We start from the raw sequence: 26,220 nt of genomic DNA on the forward strand, positions 1-26,220 counted from the left end.
GACGTGACCGGTTCAGTAGAGCTGCCAGAAGGCGTTGAAATGGTTATGCCAGGCGACAACATCAAAATGGTTGTTACCCTGATTCACCCAATCGCGATGGACGAAGGTCTGCGCTTCGCAATCCGCGAAGGTGGCCGTACCGTTGGCGCGGGTGTTGTTGCCAAAGTTATCGCTTAATTACCGATAATATTTGACGCAATGCACGTGGAAAGGGCATCATTTGATGCCCTTTTTGTACGCTGTTTCATAGAACCTGACTCATCAGTGATTTTGAACCATAATCATTGCTGAGACAGGCTCTGTTATGCGGCGCTGGATACCGAGTTACGCCCCAAAAGCTCATTCGGTTTGGATGCCTCGCAATGCGGGGCAGAATAGTTTCTGAATTATTGTGGCAGGTTGGTTTATGAGTGCGAATACCGAAGCTCAAGGGAGCGGGCGCGGCCTCGAAGCGCTGAAGTGGGTAGTGGTAGTCTTATTACTGCTTGCGGCGATCGTAGGTAACTACCTCTATCGCGATGTGACGCTGCCTTTGCGCGCGTTAGCTGTGGTTGTACTGATTGCGGCAGCAGGCGGCATTGCGCTTTTGACGACAAAAGGCAAAGCAACCGTGGCCTTTGCACGTGAAGCAAGAACCGAAATGCGTAAAGTTATCTGGCCAACCCGCCAGGAAACACTGCATACCACGTTAATCGTTGCCGCGGTTACTGCCGTGATGTCACTGATTTTGTGGGGGCTGGATGGTATTCTGGTCCGTCTGGTATCGTTTATCACTGGCCTGAGGTTCTGAGATGTCTGAAGCTCCAAAGAAACGCTGGTACGTCGTGCAGGCGTTTTCCGGTTTTGAAGGCCGCGTAGCACAGTCGCTGCGTGAGCACATCAAACTGCACAACATGGAAGAGCTGTTTGGCGACGTCATGGTTCCTACAGAAGAAGTTGTTGAGATCCGTGGTGGTCAACGCCGCAAGAGCGAGCGCAAATTCTTCCCCGGCTACGTTCTGGTACAGATGGTAATGAATGACGCCAGCTGGCACCTGGTGCGCAGCGTTCCGCGCGTTATGGGCTTTATTGGCGGTACCTCTGACCGTCCTGCGCCGATTAGCGACAAAGAAGTCGATGCGATTATGAATCGCCTGCAGCAGGTGGGCGACAAGCCGCGTCCGAAAACGCTGTTCGAGCCGGGCGAAATGGTACGTGTCAACGATGGTCCATTTGCCGACTTTAACGGTGTGGTTGAAGATGTGGACTACGAAAAGAGCCGCCTGACGGTTTCTGTTTCCATCTTTGGACGCGCAACGCCAGTAGAACTCGACTTCGGTCAGGTTGAGAAGGGCTAACCTTTTCCGACATACAATTTGGCTGTTGCAGCAGGCGCGAAATTTAACTATAATTTCGCGCCTTTTGTTTTTATGCGCTGGCAACAGCGTGTAAATCGTTACCACGGGGAGCCTTTTACAGGCGCTATAACCCAATTGAGGAATTATCATGGCTAAGAAAGTACAAGCCTACGTCAAGCTGCAGGTTGCAGCTGGTATGGCGAACCCAAGTCCACCGGTTGGTCCAGCTCTGGGTCAGCAGGGTGTTAACATCATGGAATTCTGTAAAGCGTTTAACGCCAAAACAGAATCACTGGAAAAAGGTCTGCCGACTCCAGTTGTTATCACCGTATACAGCGACCGTTCTTTTACCTTTATTACCAAAACGCCTCCGGCTGCCGTTCTGCTGAAAAAAGCAGCAGGCATCAAGTCTGGTTCTGGTAAGCCGAACAAAGATAAAGTCGGTAAAGTGACTCGTGCTCAGGTACGTGAAATCGCAGAAACTAAAGCTGCGGACATGACTGGTTCTGACGTTGAAGCGATGACTCGCTCAATCGAAGGTACTGCTCGTTCCATGGGCCTGGTTGTAGAGGACTAAGAAATGGCTAAGCTGACCAAGCGCATGAGCGTAATTCGCGACAAAGTTGACGCGACCAAGCAGTACGATATTGCTGAAGCAATCGCTTTACTGAAAGAACTGGCTACTGCCAAGTTCGTCGAAAGCGTTGACGTTGCTGTTAACCTCGGCATCGATGCACGTAAATCTGATCAGAACGTCCGCGGCGCGACCGTTCTGCCACACGGTACTGGTCGTTCAGTACGTGTTGCTGTCTTCACCCAGGGCGCAAACGCTGAAGCTGCTAAAGCAGCTGGCGCTGAGCTGGTAGGTATGGAAGACCTGGCCGATCAGATCAAGAAAGGCGAAATGAACTTTGACGTTGTTATTGCTTCTCCGGATGCAATGCGCGTTGTTGGCCAGTTAGGCCAGGTTCTGGGTCCACGTGGCCTGATGCCAAACCCGAAAGTCGGTACTGTAACGCCTAACGTTGCTGAAGCGGTTAAGAACGCTAAAGCAGGTCAGGTTCGTTATCGTAACGACAAAAACGGCATCATCCACACTACCATCGGTAAAGTGGACTTCGATGCTGACAAACTGAAAGAAAACCTGGAATCTCTGCTGGTTGCGCTGAAAAAAGCAAAACCTGCACAGGCGAAAGGCGTGTACATCAAGAAAGTTAGCATCTCTACCACCATGGGCGCCGGCGTTGCCGTTGACCAGGCTGGTCTGACTGCCGTAGCAAACTAATTGCTACTTGAAACGGGCGAAAAATTCACCTAGAATCTTACGCCCGTTGTTCTGCATTAATGCAGACGTCGATGTGGGTTATTCAGAACGTGGTAAGACGGTGGCCGAGTCAGCGACCTGAAGCACAGTGAACTGTGCGGCGGGTGAGGGCAAAGACAGCCAGCGCAATGCGGTTTGAGTGACAACACACGACCCAAATTTTAGGTTGGAGCCAGGCCTTATCCTGGCCTCCGTCCAAGACCGCAGGAGCGGAACATCCTCGGATGTAATGCTTAATCCCCTGCGTAGACGGTGACAGAACCAAAAGATTTTTTCTTATCTGGATTCTGCTCACCGTGTATTAGCGCTTATTTTCCTTCGGGCGAGTAAGTGAAGTGAGTTCCGGGGAAATCCTTCCCCGGTCAAATCCAGGAGCTAAAGCTAATGGCATTAAATCTTCAAGACAAACAAGCGATTGTTGCTGAAGTCAGCGAAGTAGCCAAAGGTGCGCTTTCAGCGGTTGTTGCGGATTCTCGTGGCGTTACCGTTGATAAAATGACCGAACTGCGTAAAGCAGGTCGTGAAGCTGGCGTTTACATGCGTGTTGTTCGTAACACCCTGCTGCGCCGCGTCGTTGAAGGTACTCAGTTCGAGTGCCTGAAAGACACGTTTGTTGGTCCGACCCTGATTGCATATTCTATGGAACACCCGGGCGCTGCTGCTCGTCTGTTCAAAGATTTCGCGAAAGCGAATGCAAAATTCGAGGTCAAAGCTGCAGCCTTTGAAGGTGAGCTGATCACGGCGGCCAATATTGACCGTCTGGCAACTCTGCCGACCTACGAAGAAGCACTGGCACGTCTGATGTCGACCATGAAAGAAGCCGCTGCCGGCAAACTGGTTCGCACTCTGGCTGCTGTTCGCGATGCAAAAGAAGCGGCTTAAGGCCTCTCTTTTGTTCGCACTTGCTAACGTATAAACTTTTTCTGATTCTTAGGAACAATTGTTATGTCTATTACTAAAGACCAAATTCTGGAAGCCGTTGCTGCTATGTCCGTAATGGAAGTAGTTGAGCTGGTTTCTGCTATGGAAGAAAAATTCGGCGTTTCTGCTGCTGCTGCTGTAGCTGTTGCTGCTGGCCCAGCTGAAGCTGTTGAAGAGAAAACTGAATTCGACGTCGTTCTGAAAGCTGTTGGCGCGAACAAAGTTGCAGTAATCAAAGCCGTACGTACCGCAACTGGTCTGGGCCTGAAAGAAGCCAAAGATCTGGTTGAAGCAACTGGCGTGATCAAAGAAGGCATCAGCAAAGATGACGCAGCTGCACTTGAAGCTGCTCTGAAAGAAGCTGGCGCTGAAGTTGAAGTTAAGTAAGACAACCCTCGGGTTGCAGTCTGAGTAGTTTCAGACTGATGGCTGGTGACTTTTTGGTCACCAGCCTTTTTGCGCTCCAGGGCCTCAATGGGGTTTCGCACTGTTTGTCCATTGTTGCTCATCAATATCTTTCTCTATCGACGACTTAATATACTGCTTTCCCGTGCGGGTTCCCTGCCCACGCTGAAGCAATGAAATGATTTAAGCGTGATAGAAAGAGGTATTGCACGTACTGCAGAGCAGTAGGTGAATCAAACAAAATCGTGTTGCATGAACTGTCCTGTCAGGACGGACAGCGTGGGTCGACTTGTCAGCTAGCTGAGGAACCCTATGGTTTACTCCTATACCGAGAAAAAACGTATTCGTAAGGATTTTGGTAAACGTCCGCAAGTTTTGGACATACCTTATCTCCTTTCCATCCAGCTTGATTCGTTTCAGAAGTTTATCGAGCAAGATCCAGAAGGTCAGTACGGACTGGAAGCTGCATTCCGCTCTGTATTCCCTATTGCGAGCTACAGCGGCAACTCTGAGTTGCAGTATGTCAGCTATCGCTTAGGTGAACCTGTCTTTGACGTGAAAGAGTGTCAGATCCGTGGCGTGACCTACTCGGCACCGCTGCGCGTGAAACTGCGTCTGGTGATCTATGAGCGCGAAGCGCCAGAAGGCACAGTAAAAGACATTAAAGAACAAGAAGTCTACATGGGTGAAATTCCACTCATGACTGACAACGGTACCTTTGTTATCAACGGTACTGAACGTGTTATCGTTTCTCAGCTGCATCGTAGTCCTGGCGTGTTCTTTGACAGCGATAAGGGTAAAACCCACTCCTCGGGTAAAGTGCTGTATAACGCACGTATCATCCCTTACCGTGGTTCATGGCTCGACTTCGAGTTTGACCCGAAAGACAACCTTTTCGTCCGTATTGACCGTCGTCGTAAGCTGCCGGCCAGTATCATTCTGCGCGCACTGCATTACACCACTGCTCAAATTCTCGACGTGTTCTTCGAGAAAGTGGTGTACGAAATCCGTGACAACAAGCTGCAGATGGAACTGGTGCCAGAGCGCCTGCGCGGTGAAACCGCGACCTTCGATATCGAATCGAATGGCACGGTCTACGTTGAGAAAGGGCGTCGCATCACTGCGCGTCATATTCGTCAGTTGGAAAAAGACGGTATCCAACACATCGAAGTCCCTGTGGAATACATTGCGGGCAAAGTGGTCTCTAAAGACTACATCGATGAGAATACCGGTGAGCTGATCGTTGCGGCCAACATGGAACTGTCGCTGGATCTGCTGGCGAAGCTGAGCCAGTCGGGTCACAAGCGCATTGAAACGCTGTTCACCAACGATTTGGATCACGGCCCATACATCTCCGAGACGCTGCGCGTTGACCCAACCAACGATCGCCTGAGCGCGCTGGTTGAGATCTACCGCATGATGCGTCCTGGTGAGCCGCCAACGCGTGAAGCTGCAGAGAACCTGTTTGAGAACCTGTTCTTCTCTGAAGATCGTTACGATCTTTCTGCAGTCGGCCGCATGAAGTTCAACCGTTCATTGCTGCGTGATGAGATCGAAGGTTCAGGTATCCTGAGCAAAGAAGACATCATCGAAGTGATGAAAAAACTGATCGACATCCGTAACGGTAAAGGCGAAGTGGACGATATCGACCACCTCGGTAACCGTCGTATTCGTTCAGTCGGTGAAATGGCTGAAAACCAGTTCCGCGTCGGTCTGGTCCGTGTTGAGCGTGCAGTGAAAGAGCGTCTTTCTCTGGGCGACCTCGATACGCTGATGCCACAGGACATGATCAACGCCAAGCCAATTTCGGCGGCGGTGAAAGAGTTCTTTGGTTCCAGCCAGCTGTCTCAGTTTATGGATCAGAACAACCCCTTGTCAGAGATTACGCACAAGCGTCGTATCTCTGCTCTCGGCCCGGGCGGTTTAACCCGTGAGCGTGCCGGCTTCGAAGTGCGTGACGTACACCCAACGCACTACGGTCGTGTCTGCCCAATCGAAACCCCTGAAGGTCCGAACATCGGTCTGATCAACTCCTTGTCTGTGTACGCGCAGACGAACGAGTACGGTTTCCTGGAAACCCCTTATCGTCGCGTTATTGACGGTGTGGTTTCCGATGAAATTCATTACCTTTCTGCAATCGAAGAAGGTAACTACGTTATCGCGCAGGCGAACACCAATCTGTCAGAAGAAGGTGCGTTCGTTGATGACCTGGTCACCTGCCGTAGCAAAGGCGAATCAAGTCTGTTCAGCCGCGATCAGGTTGACTACATGGACGTTTCCACCCAGCAGGTGGTTTCTGTCGGTGCGTCACTGATTCCGTTCCTGGAACACGATGATGCTAACCGCGCCCTGATGGGTGCGAACATGCAACGTCAGGCCGTTCCTACTCTGCGTGCTGATAAGCCGCTGGTAGGTACCGGTATGGAGCGCGCTGTAGCCGTTGACTCCGGTGTTACCGCTGTTGCGAAACGTGGTGGTACCGTTCAGTACGTTGATGCATCACGTATCGTTATTAAAGTTAACGAAGACGAGATGTACCCGGGCGAAGCGGGTATCGACATCTACAACCTGACCAAATACACCCGTTCTAACCAGAACACCTGTATCAATCAGATGCCGTGTGTCTCTCTGGGTGAGCCCGTTGAACGTGGTGATGTGCTGGCTGACGGCCCGTCTACCGATCTCGGTGAGCTGGCGCTGGGTCAGAACATGCGCGTCGCGTTCATGCCGTGGAACGGTTACAACTTCGAAGACTCCATTTTAGTCTCCGAGCGCGTAGTGCAGGAAGATCGCTTCACCACCATCCACATTCAGGAACTGGCCTGTGTGTCTCGTGACACCAAGCTGGGGCCAGAAGAGATCACGGCTGACATCCCGAACGTGGGCGAAGCTGCACTCTCTAAACTGGATGAGTCCGGTATCGTTTATATCGGTGCTGAAGTGACCGGCGGTGACATTCTGGTTGGTAAGGTGACGCCAAAAGGCGAAACCCAGCTGACGCCAGAAGAGAAGCTGCTGCGTGCGATCTTCGGTGAGAAAGCGTCTGACGTTAAAGACTCTTCTCTGCGTGTACCGAACGGTGTTTCCGGTACCGTTATCGACGTTCAGGTCTTCACCCGCGATGGCGTGGAAAAAGACAAGCGTGCGCTGGAAATCGAAGAAATGCAGCTGAAGCAGGCCAAGAAAGACCTGTCTGAAGAGCTGCAGATCCTGGAAGCGGGCCTGTTTAGCCGTATCCAGTCTGTCCTGATTTCCGGTGGCGTTGAAGCAGACAAACTGGACAAGCTGCCGCGTGAGCGTTGGCTGGAGCTGGGTCTGACTGACGAAGCCAAGCAAAACCAGCTGGAGCAGCTGGCAGAGCAGTACGACGAACTGAAGCACGAGTTTGAGAAAAAACTCGAAGGTAAGCGTCGTAAAATCACCCAAGGCGATGATCTGGCACCTGGCGTGCTGAAAATCGTTAAGGTTTATCTGGCTGTTAAACGTCAGATTCAGCCTGGTGATAAAATGGCAGGTCGTCACGGTAACAAAGGTGTTATCTCTAAGATCAACCCAATCGAAGACATGCCTTACGATGAGAACGGTACGCCGGTCGATATCGTACTGAACCCGCTGGGCGTACCTTCGCGTATGAACATCGGTCAGATCCTTGAGACTCACCTGGGGATGGCAGCGAAAGGTATCGGCGAGAAGATCAACGCGATGCTGAAAAAGCAGGAAGAAGTCGCCAAGCTGCGCGAATTCATCCAGCGTGCTTACGATCTGGGCACCGATGTGCGTCAGAAAGTTGACCTGAACACCTTTACTGATGACGAAGTTCTGCGCCTGGCTGAGAACCTGAAAAAAGGTATGCCAATTGCCACGCCGGTGTTTGATGGTGCGAAAGAGAGCGAAATCAAAGAGCTGTTAGAGCTCGGCGGTCTGCCTTCTTCCGGTCAGATTACCCTGTTTGATGGCCGTACTGGTGAGCAGTTCGAACGTCAGGTAACCGTAGGCTATATGTACATGCTGAAACTCAACCACCTGGTTGATGACAAGATGCACGCACGTTCTACCGGTTCCTATAGCCTCGTTACTCAGCAGCCGCTGGGTGGTAAGGCACAGTTCGGTGGTCAGCGCTTCGGTGAGATGGAAGTATGGGCGCTGGAAGCTTACGGTGCTGCGTATACCCTTCAGGAAATGCTTACCGTTAAGTCTGATGACGTCAACGGCCGTACCAAGATGTATAAGAACATCGTGGATGGCAACCATCAGATGGAACCTGGCATGCCAGAATCGTTCAACGTACTGTTGAAAGAGATTCGCTCGCTGGGTATCAACATCGAGCTGGAAGACGAGTAACCCTCAGTAACAGGCCTGGCCTGGAAGCGCAGGGTTAACGCGCTCGCATTTGTACTGGTTATGGGGCGTTCAATTTCGGTTGGACGCCCCTGAGTCTCACTCCGACGGGAGCAAATCCGTGAAAGACTTACTTAAGTTTCTGAAAGCGCAAACTAAAACCGAAGAGTTTGATGCGATCAAAATTGCGCTGGCGTCGCCAGACATGATCCGTTCCTGGTCTTTCGGTGAAGTGAAAAAGCCGGAAACCATTAACTATCGTACCTTCAAGCCAGAGCGCGATGGTCTGTTCTGTGCCCGTATTTTTGGGCCGGTAAAAGATTACGAATGCCTGTGTGGTAAGTACAAGCGTCTGAAACACCGTGGTGTGATCTGCGAGAAGTGCGGCGTTGAAGTGACCCAGACTAAAGTGCGTCGTGAGCGCATGGGCCACATCGAGCTGGCTTCGCCAACCGCACACATCTGGTTCCTGAAGTCACTGCCTTCGCGTATCGGCCTGCTGCTGGATATGCCGCTGCGTGACATCGAACGCGTGCTGTATTTTGAATCTTATGTCGTTATCGAAGGTGGCATGACCAACCTCGAGAAACGTCAGATTCTGACTGAAGAGCAGTACCTGGACGCGCTGGAAGAATTCGGTGACGAATTCGACGCGAAAATGGGTGCAGAAGCGATTCAGGCACTGCTGAAAAACATGGATCTGGAGCAAGAGTGCGAACAGCTGCGTGAAGAGCTGAACGAAACTAACTCCGAGACCAAACGTAAAAAGCTGACCAAGCGTATTAAGCTGCTGGAAGCGTTCGTTCAGTCTGGTAACAAGCCAGAGTGGATGATCCTGACCGTTCTGCCGGTTCTGCCGCCAGATCTGCGTCCGCTGGTACCGCTGGATGGTGGTCGTTTCGCTACGTCGGATCTGAACGATCTGTACCGCCGCGTGATCAACCGTAACAACCGTCTGAAACGCCTGCTGGATCTGGCTGCGCCAGATATCATCGTGCGTAACGAAAAACGTATGCTGCAGGAAGCGGTTGATGCCCTGCTGGATAACGGTCGTCGCGGTCGTGCGATCACCGGTTCTAACAAGCGTCCTCTGAAATCTTTGGCCGATATGATCAAAGGTAAGCAGGGTCGTTTCCGTCAGAACCTGCTCGGTAAGCGTGTTGACTACTCTGGTCGTTCTGTTATCACCGTAGGTCCATACCTGCGTCTGCATCAGTGCGGTCTGCCGAAGAAAATGGCACTGGAGCTGTTCAAACCGTTCATCTACGGCAAGCTGGAACTGCGTGGCCTGGCCACCACCATCAAAGCCGCTAAGAAAATGGTTGAGCGTGAAGAAGCTGTCGTGTGGGATATCCTGGACGAAGTGATCCGCGAACACCCGGTACTGCTGAACCGTGCACCAACTCTGCACCGTTTGGGTATCCAGGCATTTGAGCCCGTCCTGATTGAAGGTAAAGCTATCCAGCTGCACCCGCTGGTTTGTGCGGCTTATAACGCCGACTTCGATGGTGACCAGATGGCTGTTCACGTACCGCTGACGCTGGAAGCCCAGCTGGAAGCGCGTGCGCTGATGATGTCTACCAACAACATCCTGTCACCTGCGAACGGCGAGCCAATCATCGTTCCTTCACAGGACGTTGTACTGGGCCTGTATTACATGACCCGCGACTGTGTTAACGCCAAAGGCGAAGGCATGGTACTGACCGGTCCGAAAGAAGCTGAACGCGTTTACCGCGCCGGCCTCGCTTCGCTGCACGCTCGCGTTAAAGTGCGTATCACTGAGCACGAGAAAAACGAGCAGGATGAGTGGGTTTCTAAAACCAGCATCATCGACACGACGATTGGTCGCGCCATCCTGTGGATGATCGTGCCTAAAGGTCTGCCTTTCTCCATCGTCAACCAGGCGCTGGGCAAGAAAGCGATCTCCAAGATGCTGAACACCTGTTACCGCATCCTGGGCCTGAAACCAACGGTTATCTTTGCTGACCAGACCATGTACACCGGCTTCGCCTATGCGGCACGTTCAGGTGCGTCTGTTGGTATCGACGACATGGTTATCCCAGAGAAGAAAGTGGAAATCATCACCGAAGCGGAAGCGGAAGTGGCTGAAATCCAGGAGCAGTTCCAGTCTGGTCTGGTGACGGCAGGCGAACGCTATAACAAAGTGATCGATATCTGGGCTGCGGCCAACGAACGCGTTGCTAAAGCGATGATGGAAAACCTCTCTACTGAAGTCGTGATTAACCGCGATGGTGAAGAAGAGCGCCAGGTTTCCTTCAACAGCATCTTTATGATGGCCGACTCCGGTGCGCGTGGTTCTGCTGCACAGATTCGTCAGCTGGCCGGTATGCGTGGTCTGATGGCTAAGCCAGATGGCTCAATCATTGAGACGCCGATTACGGCGAACTTCCGTGAAGGTCTGAACGTACTCCAGTACTTCATCTCGACGCACGGTGCACGTAAAGGTCTGGCGGATACCGCACTGAAAACAGCAAACTCCGGTTATCTGACGCGTCGTCTGGTTGACGTTGCACAGGATCTGGTTGTGACTGAAGACGACTGCGGCACGCACGAAGGCATCATGATGACGCCGGTCATCGAAGGTGGCGACGTGAAAGAACCGCTGCGTGAGCGTGTTCTGGGTCGTGTGACTGCGGAAGACGTGCTGAAGCCTGGTACGGCTGACATTCTGGTTCCACGTAACACTCTGCTCGATGAGCACTGGTGTGACGTGCTGGAACTGAACTCAGTAGACAGCGTGAAAGTGCGTTCTGTTGTTGGTTGTGAAACCGACTTTGGTGTGTGTGCGCATTGCTATGGTCGCGACCTGGCACGTGGTCACATCATCAACAAAGGTGAAGCGATCGGTGTTATCGCGGCACAGTCCATCGGTGAGCCGGGTACACAGCTGACGATGCGTACGTTCCACATCGGTGGTGCGGCATCACGTGCGGCTGCTGAATCCAGCATTCAGGTGAAGAACAAAGGTACCATCAAGCTGACCAATGCCAAGTCGGTAACTAACTCGGCAGGCAAGCTGGTGATCACCTCGCGTAACGTTGAACTGAAAATGATCGACGAATTTGGCCGTACTAAAGAGAGCTATAAAGTTCCTTACGGTGCGACCATGGCGAAAGGTGATGGTGAGCAGGTTGCTGCGGGCGAAACCGTTGCAAACTGGGATCCGCATACCATGCCGGTTATCACTGAAGTGGGCGGTTTCATTCGCTTCACGGATATGATCGATGGTCAGACCATTACTCGTCAGACTGACGACCTGACCGGTCTGTCATCGCTGGTGGTCCTGGATTCTGCTGAGCGTACTGCGGGTGGTAAAGACCTGCGTCCAGCCCTGAAAATCGTTGATGCTAGCGGCAATGATGTCCTGATCCCTGGTACCGATATGCCAGCTCAGTACTTCCTGCCAGGTAAAGCGATTGTACAGCTTGAAGATGGCGTGAAGATCAGCTCGGGTGATACCCTGGCGCGTGTTCCGCAGGAATCGGGCGGTACCAAGGATATTACCGGTGGTCTGCCACGCGTTGCTGACCTGTTCGAAGCACGTCGTCCGAAAGAGCCAGCAATCCTGGCGGAGATCAGCGGCATCATCTCCTTCGGTAAAGAGACCAAAGGTAAACGTCGTCTGGTTATTACTCCGCTGGATGGTAGCGATCCGTATGAAGAGATGATTCCGAAATGGCGTCAGCTGAACGTGTTCGAAGGTGAACGTGTTGAGCGCGGTGACGTGGTTTCCGATGGCCCAGAGTCACCACATGACATCCTGCGCTTGCGTGGCGTGCATGCGGTTACCCGTTACATCACTAACGAAGTGCAGGAAGTTTACCGTCTGCAAGGCGTTAAGATTAACGATAAGCACATCGAAGTCATCGTTCGTCAGATGCTGCGTAAAGCAACCATCATGAGCGCGGGAAGCACCGAGTTCCTGGAAGGTGAGCAGGCTGAATTCTCTCGCATCAAGATCTCTAACCGTGAACTTGAAGCGAACGGAAAAGTGGGCGCTACCTTCATGCGTGACCTGCTGGGTATTACCAAAGCGTCACTGGCAACCGAATCGTTCATCTCTGCTGCATCGTTCCAGGAAACCACGCGTGTCCTGACCGAAGCGGCAGTTGCAGGCAAGCGCGACGAACTGCGCGGTCTGAAAGAGAACGTTATCGTGGGACGTCTGATCCCTGCCGGTACCGGTTATGCATACCATCAGGATCGTATGCGCCGCAAAGCGGCAGGCGAAGTGCCGGTTGCACCGCAGGTAACTGCGGATGAAGCCTCTGCAAGCCTGGCTGAATTGCTGAACGCTGGTCTGGGCGGTAACAACGACGAGTAATCGTCAAACGCCTGATAAAAAACCCTGCTCTGGCAGGGTTTTTTTTTATCTTTAAGCCATCAGTGAATATCGCGTCGATTTAACCCAATGTCTTTTAACTGACTATCGCTAAGCCTGGACAAAATAGCGCGGGTTTCCCGCTGGCATTGCCAGCGTCGGATGCTCCCCCAGACAATGCGCAAGAACCGAAACGGTCTTATGACAAATGGCTTAGCCGCGCGGTTTTCTTCATATCCCATGATCCTGCCCCTCGTTGTTTATCTGAGAAACATTTTCACGTAGACCGTCTGTTCGATACAGACTCACCAGGAACAAATATTTAACATACAGATTGCGCGTTGACGCATCTGAATGGTAGAAATAGCGTTAATCTGTACCGCTTTGCGGGGCAATCAAACTTCATAAGGCATACAATGACGCGTTATCAACATTTAGCCATGCTGCTGGAAAAGCGCATTGCGCAGGGGCTGTATCGGAACGGCGAACGGTTGCCCTCGGTGCGCAGCCTGAGTGCTGAACACGGTGTCAGTATTAGCACCGTGCAACAGGCCTATTATTTGCTGGAGCAGAAACAGTTGATCATCCCGCAGTCCCGTTCGGGCTATTATGTCGCGCCGCATAAAGCGATGCCGCCCATTCCGGCACTGACCCGACCGGTACAGCGCCCGGTGGAAATCACGCAGTGGGATGCGGTCTTTGATCTGCTTAACAGCCGGCTGGAAGATGACATATTGCAGTTGGGCAGCGGCATGCCGGATCTCACACAGTCTACCCTGAAGCCGCTCTGGAAAGCGTTTAGTCGGCAGGCACAGAAGCAGGAAAGCACTCTGCTGAATTACGATAATCTGTATGGGGTGACCTGCCTGCGAGAGCAGATCGCCCGGCTGATGATTGACAGTGGCTGTCAGCTCAGCCATGAAGATATTGTCATTACGACGGGTTGCCATGAAGCCCTGTCTGTTTCCGTTCGCGCTGTCTGCCAGCCAGGCGATATCATCGCCGTGGAATCACCATCGTTTCACGGCATCATGCAAACGCTGCGCGGTTTTGGCATTCGCGCCATTGAGATCCCCACCGATGCGGTAACGGGCATCAGTCTTGAGGCGCTGGAGCTGGCCTTTGATCAGTGGCCGATTAAGGCCGTCGTTGTGGTGCCCAACTGTAATAACCCACTTGGTTTCATCATGCCAGAGAAGCGCAAGCGCGCCCTGCTGGCCTTGGCGCAACGTTTTGACGCCGCGATTATTGAAGACGATGTCTATGGCGAGTTGGCCTGGGAGTATCCACGGCCTTCATCCATTAAATCGATGGATGAAGACGGGCGCGTATTGTTATGCAGTTCATTTTCAAAAACGCTGGCGCCGGGTCTGCGCGTAGGCTGGGTGGCGCCGGGGCGCTACCGCGATCGGGTTCTGCATATGAAATACATCGGAACCGGGTCTACTGCGACTCAGCCTCAGCACGCAGTTGCAGAGTTTATTCATCAGGGGCATTACCAGACCCATCTGCGGCGGATGCGTCAGGTTTACCAACACAACTACGAAACCTTTATTTGCTGGGTTCGGCACTATTTCCCCTGTGGAATCTGCGTCACGCGGCCTCAGGGGGGATTTCTGATGTGGATTGAACTGCCAGAAGCCTTTGACGCCGTGCAACTTAACAATACGCTGCGGGAGTCCGGGATACAGATTGCTGTGGGTTCGCTGTTTTCCGCCTCGGGCAAATATCGCAACTGCCTGCGCCTGAACTATGCCTTGCCTGCCAGCGATAAAGTTGAACGGGCACTGGCGATAACGGGCAGCGCCGTTGAGCAGGCGATAGCGGCATGTGTCCACGATCGGCCAAGGGCACATACCTCTTTACCTGTGGTTGAGGAGCAGGGCCAGAAAGAGGAGGGAACTGGCCCTGGTCCGGCCATTCCGGCCGGACACCTGTGACTTTACTGAGCATAAAAAAACCGCGCCAGCCGTAATACTCATTGCCGTGCGCGGCTTTCCACTCTTTAACAGCCTTTTGCACAGGCTGCAGGTATTTCTGGGCGCTGACGCGCGTTAGTACGCCGTTTCGGGTTCGGCAAGCCGCAGCAGAACACGCGTGGCCTCCTGCCAGTCTTCTGCCTGAGTAATCGCGCTCACCACCGCAATACTGCCCACCCCGGTGGCCAGGACCTCTGGCGCACGATCAATACTGATGCCTCCGATCGCGACTGTTGAGATGCCGTGCAGCCGGGCCAAATGGCGCTTAAGTTCAGCTACGCCCTGAGGGGAAGAGGGCATGGCCTTCGTCTGGGTGGGGAAGATGTGCCCCAGCGCCACATAGGAAGGGCGCAGTGCCAGCGCCCGATCCAGCTCTGCATCATCATGAGTTGAAAGTCCCAGCCGCAAGCCTGCGTGCAGGATCTGCTGCAGGTTAGCGACCTCTAAATCTTCCTGACCCAGATGGACGCCATAGGCCTGATGTTTAATCGCCAGTTGCCAGTAATCATTGATAAACAGACGTGCCTGATAGCGCTTACCTGCGGCGATAGCCCGAATAATCATGGGTTCAACCACCTCGTCCGGCTGATCCTTGATCCGAAGCTGAAGGGTTCGCACACCGGCTTCCAGCAGGCGCTCTATCCATTCCACGCTGTCAACGACCGGATAGAGCCCCAGACGTGATGCGGTTGCGGGAAAGGCGTCCATTTATTCCTCCTTTATTGCGGTCGCAGGGTGATACAGCTCACCGCCGCGCTCACGAAAATGATCAGACATTTTCGCCATCCCCACCTCAATCGCCTGGGCTTCGGCTTCCTGCCTTGCGGCGTAGTCACGCACTTCCTGGGTAATTTTCATTGAGCAAAATTTGGGGCCGCACATAGAGCAGAAGTGGGCCACCTTACCGGACTCCTGCGGCAGGGTTTCATCGTGGTAAGCCCGGGCCGTATGCGGATCCAGTGCAAGATTAAACTGGTCTTCCCAGCGAAACTCAAAACGTGCTTTGGACATCGCATTGTCGCGGATTTGCGCGCCCAGATGACCCTTGGCCAGATCGGCTGCGTGCGCGGCGATCTTGTACGTGATTAAGCCCTGTTTAACATCTTCCTTGTTTGGCAGACCTAAATGCTCTTTGGGCGTGACGTAGCACAGCATGGCGCAGCCGAACCAGCCAATCATCGCGGCACCAATGCCGGAGGTAAAGTGATCGTAACCCGGAGCAATATCAGTGGTGAGGGGGCCCAGAGTGTAAAACGGCGCTTCATGGCAATGTTCCAGTTGTTCGGTCATGTTGCGACGGATCATTTGCATGGGAATATGGCCGGGGCCCTCAATCATCACCTGCACGTCGTATTCCCAGGCAATTTTCGTCAGCTCACCTAAGGTGTGCAGTTCCGCAAACTGCGCTTCGTCATTGGCATCCTGAATCGATCCCGGACGCAGGCCGTCACCTAATGATAATGAGATGTCGTAGGCCGCACAAATTTCACAGATGTCGCGGAAGTGCTCATACAGGAAGCTCTCTCTGTGATGCGACAGGCACCACTTCGCCATAATGGAACCACCACGCGAGACAATCCCAGTCAGGCGCTTCGCGGTCATGGGCACGTAGCGCAGCAGCACGCCTGCATGAATCGTAAAATAATCCACACCCTGCTCGGCCTGTTCCAGCAATGTGTCGCGGAAAATTTCCCAGTTCAGATCTTCTGCCACACCGTTAACTTTCTCAAGCGCCTGATAGATCGGTACCGTACCGATAGGCACCGGGCTGTTACGCAAAATCCATTCACGGGTTTCGTGGATATAGCGGCCGGTGGAAAGATCCATGACGGTATCGGCGCCCCAACGCGTTGACCACACCAGCTTTTCAACCTCTTCTTCAATCGAGGAGGTCACGGCTGAGTTGCCGATATTGGCATTCACTTTCACCAGAAAGTTACGCCCGATGATCATGGGTTCGGATTCGGGATGGTTAATATTTGCCGGAATAATAGCGCGCCCGGCAGCCACTTCCTGACGCACAAACTCAGGGGTAATATTTTCTGGCAGATGGGCGCCAAAGCTGTGCCCCGGATGCTGCTGCAGCAGCACCTCGCCGCGGATGCGTTCCCGGCCCATATTTTCCCGCAGCGCGATAAACTCCATCTCCGGCGTAATTATGCCCCGACGAGCATAATGGAGCTGGGTAACGCAGTGGCCTGCCTTCGCACGGCGTGGTGTGGGCAGGTGTTCAAAACGCAAGTGATCCAGGCCGTCATCGGCCAGCCGCTGTTGCGTGTAGGCAGAGCTGATTTGCACCAGATTTTCGCTGTCATTCCGCTCTTCAATCCAGCGCGCCCGCAGTTTATCCAGCCCCCGATGCACGTCGATTTGTGCGGCGGGATCGCCATAGGCACCGGCCGTATCGTAAACCGGAACGGGCTCATTCTCCTCATAAACCGGCGCTTCTTTACTGCCGCTGGTCAGGGTAGGGCTGAGTTGAATTTCCCGCATTGGGACACGGATATCATCGCGGCTGCCGGTAAGCCAGATACGTTTTGAATTAGGGAAGGCGCTGCCGCCCTGAAGAGAGTCAATGAATTCCTGTGCCTGAGCACGTTGTTCGCGACGGGTCGTTTTAGCAGTAGACATAGCAATATTCCAGTAAGAGGGAAGGTTGCTTGTCCGGAGTTCGGAAGGAGTAACAGCACTGCTGACACCATTCGGTGGCGTACCGTATAAATTTACTCTTGTTCCCTTCGCAGGTTCTAACCTGATCAGGTTCCGCGGATCCCGAATTAACGGTCTCAGCCCTTAGGCACTCCGACAAGATGAGGTTTCAACGATTTCGCTACGGCGCCCGCTCGGCTTCACCCCGGAAAAAGGGATAGCATGAACAGTGCCCGTAGATGACGTATCAACCGTAAACACCGACTACGTTCGGCGTTAAACGTAAAGCCCACTCAGCATAAGGGGGCTTTTGGCTAATCACAAGTCTTTTACAATCGATTAGGTTTTAGGCGGGGCGGGCAATTTCGCTGTCGTTAGCCACGGGCGGGGTCAGGTGATTATCCCATGCCATCTGGATGAGTTTGTCCTCAAGCGTAAAGCGTCCTTCCAGGGCTTCTCCGACCTCCGATAGCGCATTCTGAAAGGTGACGTAGTTATCGTCATCAATCGCCTGCTGCAGGTGTCCGTCATACAGCTTCATCAGTTGTTCGGTGTTGGCTTCCAGCGAGGGATAAATCTGCGTTGCTGCCAACAGCGGACTGGTACCGTCCATTTCTCCGATCAGGCGTTGATAGAGGCTGAAGTGGCCGGATGAAAGGTAATCGACCAGATTATGGCAAAAGTTATCAAGTGCCTGTTCATCCAGACGCATCAGTGCCTCTTTCTTTGGCTTGATACCGACCAAATGGTAATAAGAAACCAGTAACTGGCGGCGAGCGGCCAGCCATGAATCGACCAGTTCATTACTGCCACCTACGCGTTTGGTCAGAACGTCTAACTGGTTGAGCATAGTTAACTCCGTATGAGTTATGCACCTTCATATTTCAGATTAGCGATGCGTCAAGTGCGCTTGTTTTCCACGAGCCTGCCGGGGAGAAATAAGCGTGTTGCCGTCTTGCAACCAGAATTATTTGGGTATAGTTGTTCATCTACACACTTAACATCGGGACTTCAGCGTGCGGGTTGACGCTAAGGATGACGAAATAAATGCAATGCGAAATTTCAAGCGTAGACGCTGGATGGTGGATTGTCAGCAGTGAACAAAAAATTTGGTTACCGCAAGGAGACCTGCCTCACGGTAATGCGCAGCATTTTGGCCTGACGGGTCATCAGGGGCGCGTAATTGGCGAATGGCAGGGGGAGAATGTCTGGCTGATTTGCGAAACACGTTCGGAGGATATGCTGTCTTTGCGGCAGTTACTTAACGAAGATCCGGGACTGTTTCAGTTGGCAGGGCGCGGTGTACAGCTGGCCGAATTTTATCGCTCTCACCGCTGGTGTGGCTACTGCGGCCATGAGATGCACGCCAGCAAGCGTGAATTTGCCTGCCTGTGCAGCCACTGCCGTGAACGCTACTATCCACAGATTGCGCCCTGCATTATCGTCGCCATTCGCCGGGGGGACGAGATCCTGTTGGCTAACCATGCGCGCCAGCGTAATAACATTTACACTGTGCTGGCCGGTTTCGTCGAAGTCGGCGAAACCATTGAACAGGCCGTCGCGCGCGAGGTAATGGAAGAGAGCAACGTGCGTGTGAAGAATGTCCGCTATGTTACCTCGCAGCCCTGGCCTTTCCCGCAGTCTCTGATGATGGCGTTTATGGCGGAATATGATGGCGGCGAGTTACAACATGACGGCAAAGAGCTGCTGGACGCCGGATGGTTCCGCTTTGATGCGCTGCCTTTACTGCCGCCGCCCGGTACCGTCGCCCGTCGATTAATTGAAGATACGGTGGCCCTCTGCCGCGCTGAGGCGTGAGAGTGCTACACTACTCGCTTGATACCGAGAGAGTCCTGAGATGAGTGAACTGAAGAACGACCGTTATTTGCGCGCCCTGTTACGCCAGCCTGTAGATGTCACCCCCGTATGGATGATGCGGCAAGCCGGGCGTTATTTGCCGGAATATAAAGCGACGCGCGCCCAGGCAGGCGATTTTATGTCGCTGTGCAAAAATGCCGAACTGGCCTGCGAAGTCACCCTGCAACCCCTGCGTCGCTTTAAGCTGGATGCGGCGATCCTCTTCAGTGATATTCTCACCATCCCTGATGCGATGGGGCTGGGTTTATACTTCGAAACAGGCGAAGGCCCGTGCTTCTCCAACCCGATTACCTGCCGTGCTGATGTCGATCGCCTGCCGGTGCCCGATCCTGAACAGGAGCTGGGTTACGTGATGAATGCGGTACGCACCATCCGTAAAAACCTCAACGGCGAAGTACCATTGATAGGCTTCTCAGGCAGCCCCTGGACGCTGGCGACCTATATGGTTGAAGGGGGAAGCAGCAAAGCCTTCACTAAGATCAAAAAAATGATGTATGCCGAGCCTGCCACGCTGCACGCCATGCTGGATAAGCTGGCCGACAGTGTCATCCTCTATCTTAATGCCCAGATCCGCGCCGGTGCGCAGTCGGTGATGGTCTTTGACACCTGGGGCGGCGTGTTAACCGGGAACGACTATCGTGAGTTCTCGCTTTACTACATGCATAAAATTGTCGACAGCGTGCTTCATGAGAACGAAGGCCGTCGTGTACCCATCACCTTGTTTACCAAGAATGGTGGTCAGTGGCTGGAAGCCATTGCTGAAACGGGCTGTGATGCACTAGGTCTGGACTGGACTATCGATATCAGTGAAGCCCGCCGCCGTGTCGGCCACAAAGTTGCTTTGCAGGGCAATATGGATCCTTCCATGCTCTATGCACCCCCGGCGCGAATTGAGCAGGAAGTGGCAACGATTCTGGAAGGATTCGGCCAGGGTGAAGGCCACGTTTTCAATCTGGGACACGGCATCCATCAGGATGTTCCACCCGAGCATGCCGGCGTATTTGTTGAGGCGGTGCACCGTCTGTCACGCCAGTATCATTCGGCGTCATAATGGATATCGCCGCTCTTCGCGCGGAGCAACGCCAACGGGCCGCAGAAGTCGTACGGCAGGATGATTTTGACGTGCTGCCGCCACGCTTTATTGGTGGCGCAGACGTCGGTTTTGAGCAGGAAGGCGCAGTGACGCGTGCGGCACTGGTTATTCTTGAATATCCGTCCATGAAGCTGGTGGAATATCGCATCGCGCGCATTGATACCACCATGCCTTACATTCCGGGCTTTCTCTCTTTCCGTGAGTATCCGGCCCTGCTGGCGGCCTGGGACATGCTGGAGCAGAAGCCCGATCTGCTATTTGTCGATGGTCATGGTATCTCACATCCGCGCCGGCTTGGTGTCGCGTCGCATTTTGGGTTGATGGTGGATGTTCCCACTATCGGTGTTGCGAAAAAGCGTCTGTGCGGGCACGTTGAGGCGCTGGATGAAACGCCCGGCAGTCGGCAGCCGTTGATGGATAAAGGAGAACAAATTGGCTGGGTATGGCGCAGCAAGGCACGCTGTAACCCGCTGTTTGTTGCCACCGGACACCGCGTCAGTCTGGACAGCGCTCTGGAATGGGTAGAAAAGTGCACACAGGGCTACCGTTTACCGGAGCCCACGCGCTGGGCGGATGCTGTGGCATCTCGCCGACCCGCATTTCTGCGCTGGCAAAGCGCGCTTTAACACTGTTTGTATGGCGCTTTTGGGTTACACTGCCGCCAGCGAAACGAATAAGAGCTCTGTGTATGTTACAAAACCCTGTACATCTGCGTCTGGCAAAGCTGGAAAGCTGGCAACACCTGACGTTTATGGCTTGCCTGTGCGAGCGCATGTATCCCAACTACGTGGCTTTTTGCCAGCAAACCGAGTTTGCCGATCCTGCACTTTACCGCCGTATTCTGGATCTGATTTGGGAAACGCTGACGGTTAAAGATGCGAAGATCAATTTTGACAGCCAGCTGGAAAAGCTTGAAGCGGCGATTCCCGATGGCGATGCGTTTGAGGTTTACGGTGTCTATCCGGCCATCGATGCCTGCGTGGCATTGAGTGAAGTGCTGCATTCGCAGTTAAGCGGTGAAACGCTTGAACATGCGATTGAAGTCAGCAAGACCTCGATCACCACCGTTGCCATCCTGGAAATGACTCACGAAGGTCGCGAAATGACCGATGAAGAGCTACGAGAAAATCAGGCTGTCATCGATGAATGGGACCTGCAATGGGAGATTTTTCGCCTGCTCGCGGATTGTGAAGAGCGAGACCTCGAATTGATAAAAGGTCTGCGATCTGACCTGCGTGAGGCGGGAATTAGTAACATCGGTATAAAAATTCAGCAATAAGGCGAGAAAACGTGACTTCAGGCCTTAATTAGCGCGCCTGGAGGCTTCACATCAGCCCCCAGTCTGGTCTACATTTGGGGGGCTGAAAATTGTGGCTATCGGTGCGTGCAGGCTGAAGAGTGCCCGAAGCTGGCTTTTCCCTCGCACTCGTTGCTTAGCAAGCGATAAATACACTTTAAGGATAACTTATGAACAAGACTCAACTGATTGATGTGATCGCAGAAAAAGCTGACCTGTCTAAAACCCAGGCCAAGGCAGCGCTGGAATCTACTCTGGCTGCAATCACTGAGTCTCTGAAAGAGGGTGATGCTGTACAACTGGTTGGTTTTGGTACTTTTAAAGTGAACCACCGCGCTGAGCGTACCGGTCGTAACCCACAGACTGGCAAAGAAATCAAAATCGCTGCGGCAAACGTACCTGCATTCGTGTCTGGTAAAGCTCTGAAAGACGCCGTTAAGTAAGACGTCGCACTGCGGTAACGTTTTAAAACAGGGGCGATTTCGCCCCTTTTGTTTAGGGGCCAGCCACCATGACTACGCTGTTTCAGCGATTATCAGCCCTGCTTCTCTCCTCTTTTCTCATTGGGTGTAGTTCAACGCCCGACATTCCGGCTTTCTCGGCCAGCGGTTATCTCGCCGATCGCGGCAGTGTTCGTATCTGGCGCAAGAATACCGATCATCACTCGGTACATATTCGTACGCTCTATAATCCGTTCAACAGCGAAAAAAGTGAAATTACGGACTATCGCTGGCTCGGCGATGATCTGATCAGCGTGGAACGCCAGGTGAAAGGCGAAAAGCCAGACGACGTTACGCTACGCTTTGATCAAGGCGGCAATCTCAATTTTATGCAGCGCCAGCTCGCGACGCGCCGTGAGGCAGTCAGTCCGGATGCGGTTGAGCTTTACAAGTTTGATGCACAACGTATGCGTGAAGTCAGCGATGCGCTGTTAAGTGGGCGGGTGTTTCTGAAACAAGGACACTGGTCAGGTGGAAGCGTTGTGACAACCTGTGAGGGCCAGCAGGTGACGCCGGCTTTCGACAGTTATGCACTGCAGACGCTTACGCACTACCGCCGTGATAAGGCGGAACCCTTGATGATTTCATGGCTGGAAGCGCCTGAAGGCGTGCAGTTGCTGCGTGTGACTCAAAAAGATGAATGCGCGGATGCGCCGGATGAGGCGAATTTCTGAGGCAATAAAAAGGGGCACTGGGTGCCCCTTTGATCATTATTTACGGTTAATGGCACGATAGCCGATGTCGCGTCGGCAGAAACTGCCTTGCCAGGAAATCGGCTTAGCCAGTTCGTAAGCCCGTTTCTGTGCGGCAGCAACATCATCGCCTAGCGCGGTGACGCAAAGAACCCGCCCACCGTTCGTCAAAACCCGATCCTCTTCAAGGCGCGTCCCGGCGTGGAAAACTTTGCCGTCGGCAACCTCTTCCAGCGGCAGACCGTGAATCTGATCGCCGTTATTGTAAGAGCCGGGATAGCCCCCGGCTGCCAGCACCACGCCCAGTGAAGGGCGGGGATCCCATTGTGAGTCTTTTTGATCAAGCTTGCCTTCACAGGCGGCCAGACACAGATCCACCAGATCCGACTGCAGGCGCAGCATAATGGGTTGTGTTTCGGGATCGCCGAAGCGACAGTTGAATTCGATCACTTTAGGCTGACCAGTCTGATCGATCATCAGCCCGGCATATAAGAAGCCCGTATAGACATTGCCTTCGGCGGCCATGCCACGTACGGTTGGCCAGATAACCTGATCCATAACGCGCTGGTGGATTTCATCGGTCACCACCGGGGCAGGGGAATAAGCACCCATTCCTCCCGTGTTCGGCCCGGTATCGCCGTCGCCCACCCGTTTATGGTCCTGGCTGGTGGCCATTGGCAACACATTCTCGCCATCAACCATCACGATAAAGCTGGCTTCTTCGCCGTCCAGAAACTCTTCAATCACGATACGGTGACCGGCATCACCAAACGCATTACCCGCCAGCATATCCTGCACGGCATCTTCCGCTTCCTGCAGCGTCATGGCCACAATCACGCCTTTACCGGCAGCCAGCCCGTCAGCTTTGATGACAATCGGCGCACCTTTTTCACGCAGGTAAGCCAGCGCAGGGGCGACGTCGGTGAAGTTTTGGTACTCGGCACTGGGGATGTTGTGACGTGCAAGAAAGTCCTTGGTGAATGCTTTAGACCCTTCCAATTGCGCGGCGGCCTGAGTTGGACCAAAGATTTTCAATCCGGCCTCGCGGAACGCATCAACCACGCCTGCCACTAACGGCGCTTCAGGGCCGACAATGGTGAGATCAATCTGTTCACGTTGAGCGAAGGCCAGCAAAGCGGGAATATCGGTGGGGGCAATATCGACGTTCTGCAACGCGGGTTCCAGCGCGGTGCCCGCATTACCGGGTGCGACAAAAATGGTTTCTGCCAGCGGCGACTGCGACGCTTTCCAGGCCAGTGCGTGTTCACGTCCGCCGTTACCGATGATTAAAATTTTCATAAAAGGCTCCACAGAATTAATGGCGGAAGTGACGCATGTCGGTAAAGATCATGGCAATACCATGCTCATCCGCTGCCGCAATCACTTCATCGTCGCGGATAGAACCGCCAGGCTGAATCACACAGCTTACGCCCACGGCAGCAGCGGCATCAATGCCATCCCGGAACGGGAAGAACGCATCGGAAGCCATCGCGGACCCTTTTACTTCCAGGCCTTCATCACCCGCTTTAATTCCTGCAATTTTGGCAGAGTAGACGCGGCTCATCTGGCCAGCACCTATGCCGATGGTCATATTGTCGCGCGCATAGACAATGGCGTTGGACTTAACGAATTTCGCCACTTTCCAGCAGAACAGGGCATCACGCAGTTCCTGCTCAGAAGGTTGGCGCTTGCTGACGACGCGCAACTGGCTGGCATCGACCATACCGAGGTCGCGATCCTGAACCAGCAGACCGCCATTCACCCGTTTGAAATCAAGGGCAGCCACGCGACCCTGCCAGTCACCGCATACCAGCACGCGGACGTTTTGTTTTGCCGCGGTCACTTTCAGCGCAGCTTCCGTTGCAGCAGGAGCGATGATGACTTCAACAAACTGTCGGCTGATGATGGCCTGGGCTGTCGCCTCATCCAGCTCGCGGTTAAAGGCAATGATGCCGCCGAAGGCAGATGTCGGGTCAGTCTGATAGGCACGCTCATAAGCTGCCAGAATTGACTCACCCACCGCAACACCGCAAGGATTGGCGTGTTTGACAATGACGCAGGCGGGCTCAATAAACTCTTTCACGCACTCAAGCGCGGCATCGGTATCCGCAATGTTGTTATAAGAGAGTGCCTTGCCCTGCACCTGGCTGGCGGTAGCGACCGAGGCTTCCTGCACATTCTCTTCTATATAGAAGGCGGCGTCCTGATGGCTGTTCTCGCCATAGCGCATATCCTGCTTCTTAATGAAGTTGAGATTGAGGGTGCGCGGGAAGCGGCCGGCTGGTTGGCTGGTTTCACCATGATAGGCAGGAACCAGAGTACCGAAGTAGTTAGCGATCATGCTGTCGTACGCGGCGGTATGTTCAAACGCTTTGATTGCCAGGTTGAAGCGGGTTTCGAGCGTCAGTGAGTTCTGATTGGCGTCCAGCTCAGCGATAATGGCCGGATAATCGCTGCTCTTAACGACAATCGCCACGTCTTTGTGATTCTTGGCCGCCGAGCGCACCATTGTCGGGCCGCCAATATCAATGTTCTCAACGGCGTCTTCCAGTGAGCAATCTGGTTTTGCGACGGTTTGGGCAAAGGGATAAAGATTGACGACCACCATATCAATCGGGCTGATAGCATGCTGCGCCATCACCGCATCATCTTGTCCACGACGTCCTAAAATGCCGCCATGGACTTTCGGGTGCAGTGTTTTAACGCGTCCATCCATCATTTCCGGGAAGCCGGTGTAGTCAGACACTTCTGTGACGGGAAGTCCCGCCTCTGCGAGCAGGCGAGCGGTACCACCTGTGGAGAGCAGCTCAACTCCGCGCTGAGAGAGTGCCTGAGCAAATTCGAGGATGCCGGCTTTATCAGAAACACTGAGCAGGGCGCGGCGTAAAGGACGAGGTTGTTGCATGGTGGTTTTATCCCTTGGCTTTGATTCGCGTAAATAAGAGCGTTACATCAAGCTTGTGTGCTTACTTTTCTCTATATAGAGCAGCAAAAGCGTAAAAACTTCAGGTAACGCCCCGAAAAGGGGCATCCATTGCGTTGCGGGGCATTGTAGCGAAAACGTTTGCGTGATGCTCGTCTAAATTTGATGCGGCCGGGAATGTGGATAACTTTGTGTGTAACTGCGTATAAGGCGGGGTTTTGCTGTGGAATGCAGCGAACAGTCATTTTTATTGAATTTAGCCCTTGTCAGCCAGAGAGAACTCCCTATAATGCGCCTCCATCGACACGGCACAACGGCTTACGGAATGCGGTGTTGAGAGGGTCAGGCAACTGAGCCGCCGGAGAAAAACTTCTGAAAAAGAGGTTGACTCTGAAGGAGGAAAGCGTAATATACGCCACCTCGCGACAGACGGTTAACCCGCTGTTCGCACTGCTCTTTAACAATTTATCAGACAATCTGTGTGGGCACTCGCAGGATTGATATCAGCGTCTCCGGACGTAAAAAATATCAAAGCCTCACGA

The 26,220-nt window shown here is 53.3% G+C and carries 21 protein-coding genes, 1 pseudogene and 1 riboswitch; of the genes and pseudogenes, 16 read left to right on the forward strand and 6 right to left on the reverse strand.

Translation table 11 applies throughout. The features are described from left to right. The 9 genes and pseudogenes from tuf to rpoC all read left to right on the forward strand — a co-directional run. A pseudogene (gene tuf, locus DFO57_RS22300) lies at positions 1-177 on the forward strand (elongation factor Tu); the annotation flags it as partial. Positions 178-406: 229 nt separating this feature from the next. Then, the gene (gene secE / locus DFO57_RS22305; protein WP_014606967.1) at positions 407-790 is read left to right on the forward strand and encodes a preprotein translocase subunit SecE; all 384 of its coding nucleotides are present in this window, start codon (positions 407-409) and stop codon (positions 788-790) included. Position 791: 1 nt separating this feature from the next. Then, complete coding sequence (gene nusG, locus DFO57_RS22310) at positions 792-1,337, forward strand: transcription termination/antitermination protein NusG (protein WP_003848088.1); 546 nt, start codon at positions 792-794, stop codon at positions 1,335-1,337. A 148-nt stretch (positions 1,338-1,485) separates the two neighbouring features. Beyond that, complete coding sequence (gene rplK, locus DFO57_RS22315; RefSeq protein ID WP_006121495.1) at positions 1,486-1,914, forward strand: 50S ribosomal protein L11; 429 nt, start codon at positions 1,486-1,488, stop codon at positions 1,912-1,914. 3 nt (positions 1,915-1,917) lie between these two features. Continuing rightward, on the forward strand, positions 1,918-2,622 hold the full coding sequence (gene rplA / locus DFO57_RS22320; protein ID WP_013024115.1) for a 50S ribosomal protein L1: 705 nt from the start codon (positions 1,918-1,920) through the stop codon (positions 2,620-2,622). Between the two features lie 423 nt (positions 2,623-3,045). Continuing rightward, positions 3,046-3,543, forward strand: coding sequence for a 50S ribosomal protein L10 (rplJ, locus tag DFO57_RS22325; RefSeq protein ID WP_003848098.1), 498 nt, complete (start codon positions 3,046-3,048; stop codon positions 3,541-3,543). A gap of 63 nt (positions 3,544-3,606) precedes the next feature. Continuing rightward, positions 3,607-3,969 carry a 50S ribosomal protein L7/L12 gene (gene rplL / locus DFO57_RS22330; RefSeq protein ID WP_009092660.1) on the forward strand — a complete coding sequence of 121 codons (363 nt, stop codon included), beginning with the start codon at positions 3,607-3,609 and terminating at the stop codon, positions 3,967-3,969. A 330-nt stretch (positions 3,970-4,299) separates the two neighbouring features. Then, the gene (gene rpoB / locus DFO57_RS22335) at positions 4,300-8,328 is read left to right on the forward strand and encodes a DNA-directed RNA polymerase subunit beta (protein WP_013024116.1); all 4,029 of its coding nucleotides are present in this window, start codon (positions 4,300-4,302) and stop codon (positions 8,326-8,328) included. A 118-nt stretch (positions 8,329-8,446) separates the two neighbouring features. Continuing rightward, complete coding sequence (gene rpoC, locus DFO57_RS22340; RefSeq protein ID WP_014606966.1) at positions 8,447-12,670, forward strand: DNA-directed RNA polymerase subunit beta'; 4,224 nt, start codon at positions 8,447-8,449, stop codon at positions 12,668-12,670. 59 nt (positions 12,671-12,729) lie between these two features. On the opposite strand, the gene DFO57_RS23015 is transcribed toward rpoC, so the two are convergent. Then, entirely contained in the window at positions 12,730-12,909 is a 180-nt protein-coding gene (locus DFO57_RS23015; protein ID WP_014606965.1) for a DUF1127 domain-containing protein, read from the reverse strand. Between the two features lie 174 nt (positions 12,910-13,083). On the opposite strand from DFO57_RS23015, the gene DFO57_RS22350 reads away from it, so the two are divergent. Further along, a complete protein-coding gene (locus tag DFO57_RS22350) occupies positions 13,084-14,607 on the forward strand; it encodes a PLP-dependent aminotransferase family protein (RefSeq protein WP_014595034.1) in 1,524 nt (507 codons plus the stop codon). 114 nt (positions 14,608-14,721) lie between these two features. Here the strand turns inward: DFO57_RS22350 and thiE are convergent, their stop codons facing one another. The 3 genes from thiE to rsd form a co-directional block, all read right to left on the reverse strand. Further along, positions 14,722-15,354 carry a thiamine phosphate synthase gene (gene thiE / locus DFO57_RS22355; protein ID WP_013024119.1) on the reverse strand — a complete coding sequence of 211 codons (633 nt, stop codon included), beginning with the start codon at positions 15,352-15,354 and terminating at the stop codon, positions 14,722-14,724. Then, the gene (gene thiC, locus DFO57_RS22360; protein WP_110016031.1) at positions 15,355-17,277 is read right to left on the reverse strand and encodes a phosphomethylpyrimidine synthase ThiC; all 1,923 of its coding nucleotides are present in this window, start codon (positions 17,275-17,277) and stop codon (positions 15,355-15,357) included. A gap of 85 nt (positions 17,278-17,362) precedes the next feature. Next, positions 17,363-17,461: riboswitch (TPP riboswitch) on the reverse strand. Between the two features lie 180 nt (positions 17,462-17,641). After that, the gene (gene rsd / locus DFO57_RS22365; RefSeq protein ID WP_110016032.1) at positions 17,642-18,145 is read right to left on the reverse strand and encodes a sigma D regulator; all 504 of its coding nucleotides are present in this window, start codon (positions 18,143-18,145) and stop codon (positions 17,642-17,644) included. Between the two features lie 197 nt (positions 18,146-18,342). On the opposite strand from rsd, the gene nudC reads away from it, so the two are divergent. From nudC to DFO57_RS22395, 6 genes are all read left to right on the forward strand, one after another. Further along, positions 18,343-19,113: an NAD(+) diphosphatase gene (gene nudC / locus DFO57_RS22370; RefSeq protein ID WP_013024122.1), complete on the forward strand. Its 771-nt coding sequence runs from the start codon at positions 18,343-18,345 to the stop codon at positions 19,111-19,113. 40 nt (positions 19,114-19,153) lie between these two features. Then, positions 19,154-20,224, forward strand: coding sequence for a uroporphyrinogen decarboxylase (gene hemE / locus DFO57_RS22375; protein WP_013024123.1), 1,071 nt, complete (start codon positions 19,154-19,156; stop codon positions 20,222-20,224). Then, positions 20,224-20,892, forward strand: coding sequence for a deoxyribonuclease V (nfi, locus tag DFO57_RS22380; RefSeq protein ID WP_014595037.1), 669 nt, complete (start codon positions 20,224-20,226; stop codon positions 20,890-20,892). The genes hemE and nfi overlap by 1 nt, the downstream gene beginning before the upstream one ends. Positions 20,893-20,954: 62 nt before the next feature. Then, a complete protein-coding gene (locus tag DFO57_RS22385) occupies positions 20,955-21,545 on the forward strand; it encodes a YjaG family protein (protein WP_013024125.1) in 591 nt (196 codons plus the stop codon). Between the two features lie 188 nt (positions 21,546-21,733). Further along, on the forward strand, positions 21,734-22,006 hold the full coding sequence (gene hupA / locus DFO57_RS22390; RefSeq protein WP_006121511.1) for a nucleoid-associated protein HU-alpha: 273 nt from the start codon (positions 21,734-21,736) through the stop codon (positions 22,004-22,006). A gap of 68 nt (positions 22,007-22,074) precedes the next feature. Next, the gene (locus tag DFO57_RS22395) at positions 22,075-22,737 is read left to right on the forward strand and encodes a DUF1481 domain-containing protein (protein WP_014595039.1); all 663 of its coding nucleotides are present in this window, start codon (positions 22,075-22,077) and stop codon (positions 22,735-22,737) included. A 36-nt stretch (positions 22,738-22,773) separates the two neighbouring features. On the opposite strand, the gene purD is transcribed toward DFO57_RS22395, so the two are convergent. After that, positions 22,774-24,054 carry a phosphoribosylamine--glycine ligase gene (gene purD / locus DFO57_RS22400; RefSeq protein ID WP_015701282.1) on the reverse strand — a complete coding sequence of 427 codons (1,281 nt, stop codon included), beginning with the start codon at positions 24,052-24,054 and terminating at the stop codon, positions 22,774-22,776. 16 nt (positions 24,055-24,070) lie between these two features. Continuing rightward, entirely contained in the window at positions 24,071-25,660 is a 1,590-nt protein-coding gene (gene purH / locus DFO57_RS22405) for a bifunctional phosphoribosylaminoimidazolecarboxamide formyltransferase/IMP cyclohydrolase (protein WP_013024128.1), read from the reverse strand. Positions 25,661-26,220: the final 560 nt, after the last annotated feature.

Source organism: Pantoea sp. AG702 (assembly GCF_003182295.1).
In the GTDB taxonomy this organism is placed as follows: Bacteria; Pseudomonadota; Gammaproteobacteria; order Enterobacterales; family Enterobacteriaceae; genus Pantoea; species Pantoea ananatis.

Bases quoted from the DNA above. Each gene is read 5' to 3' on its own strand.
- nudC (WP_013024122.1), top strand. From the start codon at position 18,343: ATGCAATGCGAAATTTCAAGCGTAGACGCTGGATGGTGGATTGTCAGC.
- rplJ (WP_003848098.1), top strand. From the start codon at position 3,046: ATGGCATTAAATCTTCAAGACAAACAAGCGATTGTTGCTGAAGTCAGC.
- purH (WP_013024128.1), bottom strand. From the start codon at position 25,660: ATGCAACAACCTCGTCCTTTACGCCGCGCCCTGCTCAGTGTTTCTGAT.
- rplK (WP_006121495.1), top strand. From the start codon at position 1,486: ATGGCTAAGAAAGTACAAGCCTACGTCAAGCTGCAGGTTGCAGCTGGT.
- secE (WP_014606967.1), top strand. From the start codon at position 407: ATGAGTGCGAATACCGAAGCTCAAGGGAGCGGGCGCGGCCTCGAAGCG.
- rsd (WP_110016032.1), bottom strand. From the start codon at position 18,145: ATGCTCAACCAGTTAGACGTTCTGACCAAACGCGTAGGTGGCAGTAAT.
- purD (WP_015701282.1), bottom strand. From the start codon at position 24,054: ATGAAAATTTTAATCATCGGTAACGGCGGACGTGAACACGCACTGGCC.
- nusG (WP_003848088.1), top strand. From the start codon at position 792: ATGTCTGAAGCTCCAAAGAAACGCTGGTACGTCGTGCAGGCGTTTTCC.
- rplA (WP_013024115.1), top strand. From the start codon at position 1,918: ATGGCTAAGCTGACCAAGCGCATGAGCGTAATTCGCGACAAAGTTGAC.
- DFO57_RS22395 (WP_014595039.1), top strand. From the start codon at position 22,075: ATGACTACGCTGTTTCAGCGATTATCAGCCCTGCTTCTCTCCTCTTTT.
- rplL (WP_009092660.1), top strand. From the start codon at position 3,607: ATGTCTATTACTAAAGACCAAATTCTGGAAGCCGTTGCTGCTATGTCC.
- rpoB (WP_013024116.1), top strand. From the start codon at position 4,300: ATGGTTTACTCCTATACCGAGAAAAAACGTATTCGTAAGGATTTTGGT.
- DFO57_RS22385 (WP_013024125.1), top strand. From the start codon at position 20,955: ATGTTACAAAACCCTGTACATCTGCGTCTGGCAAAGCTGGAAAGCTGG.
- thiC (WP_110016031.1), bottom strand. From the start codon at position 17,277: ATGTCTACTGCTAAAACGACCCGTCGCGAACAACGTGCTCAGGCACAG.
- hupA (WP_006121511.1), top strand. From the start codon at position 21,734: ATGAACAAGACTCAACTGATTGATGTGATCGCAGAAAAAGCTGACCTG.
- DFO57_RS23015 (WP_014606965.1), bottom strand. From the start codon at position 12,909: ATGGGATATGAAGAAAACCGCGCGGCTAAGCCATTTGTCATAAGACCG.
- thiE (WP_013024119.1), bottom strand. From the start codon at position 15,354: ATGGACGCCTTTCCCGCAACCGCATCACGTCTGGGGCTCTATCCGGTC.
- DFO57_RS22350 (WP_014595034.1), top strand. From the start codon at position 13,084: ATGACGCGTTATCAACATTTAGCCATGCTGCTGGAAAAGCGCATTGCG.
- nfi (WP_014595037.1), top strand. From the start codon at position 20,224: ATGGATATCGCCGCTCTTCGCGCGGAGCAACGCCAACGGGCCGCAGAA.
- hemE (WP_013024123.1), top strand. From the start codon at position 19,154: ATGAGTGAACTGAAGAACGACCGTTATTTGCGCGCCCTGTTACGCCAG.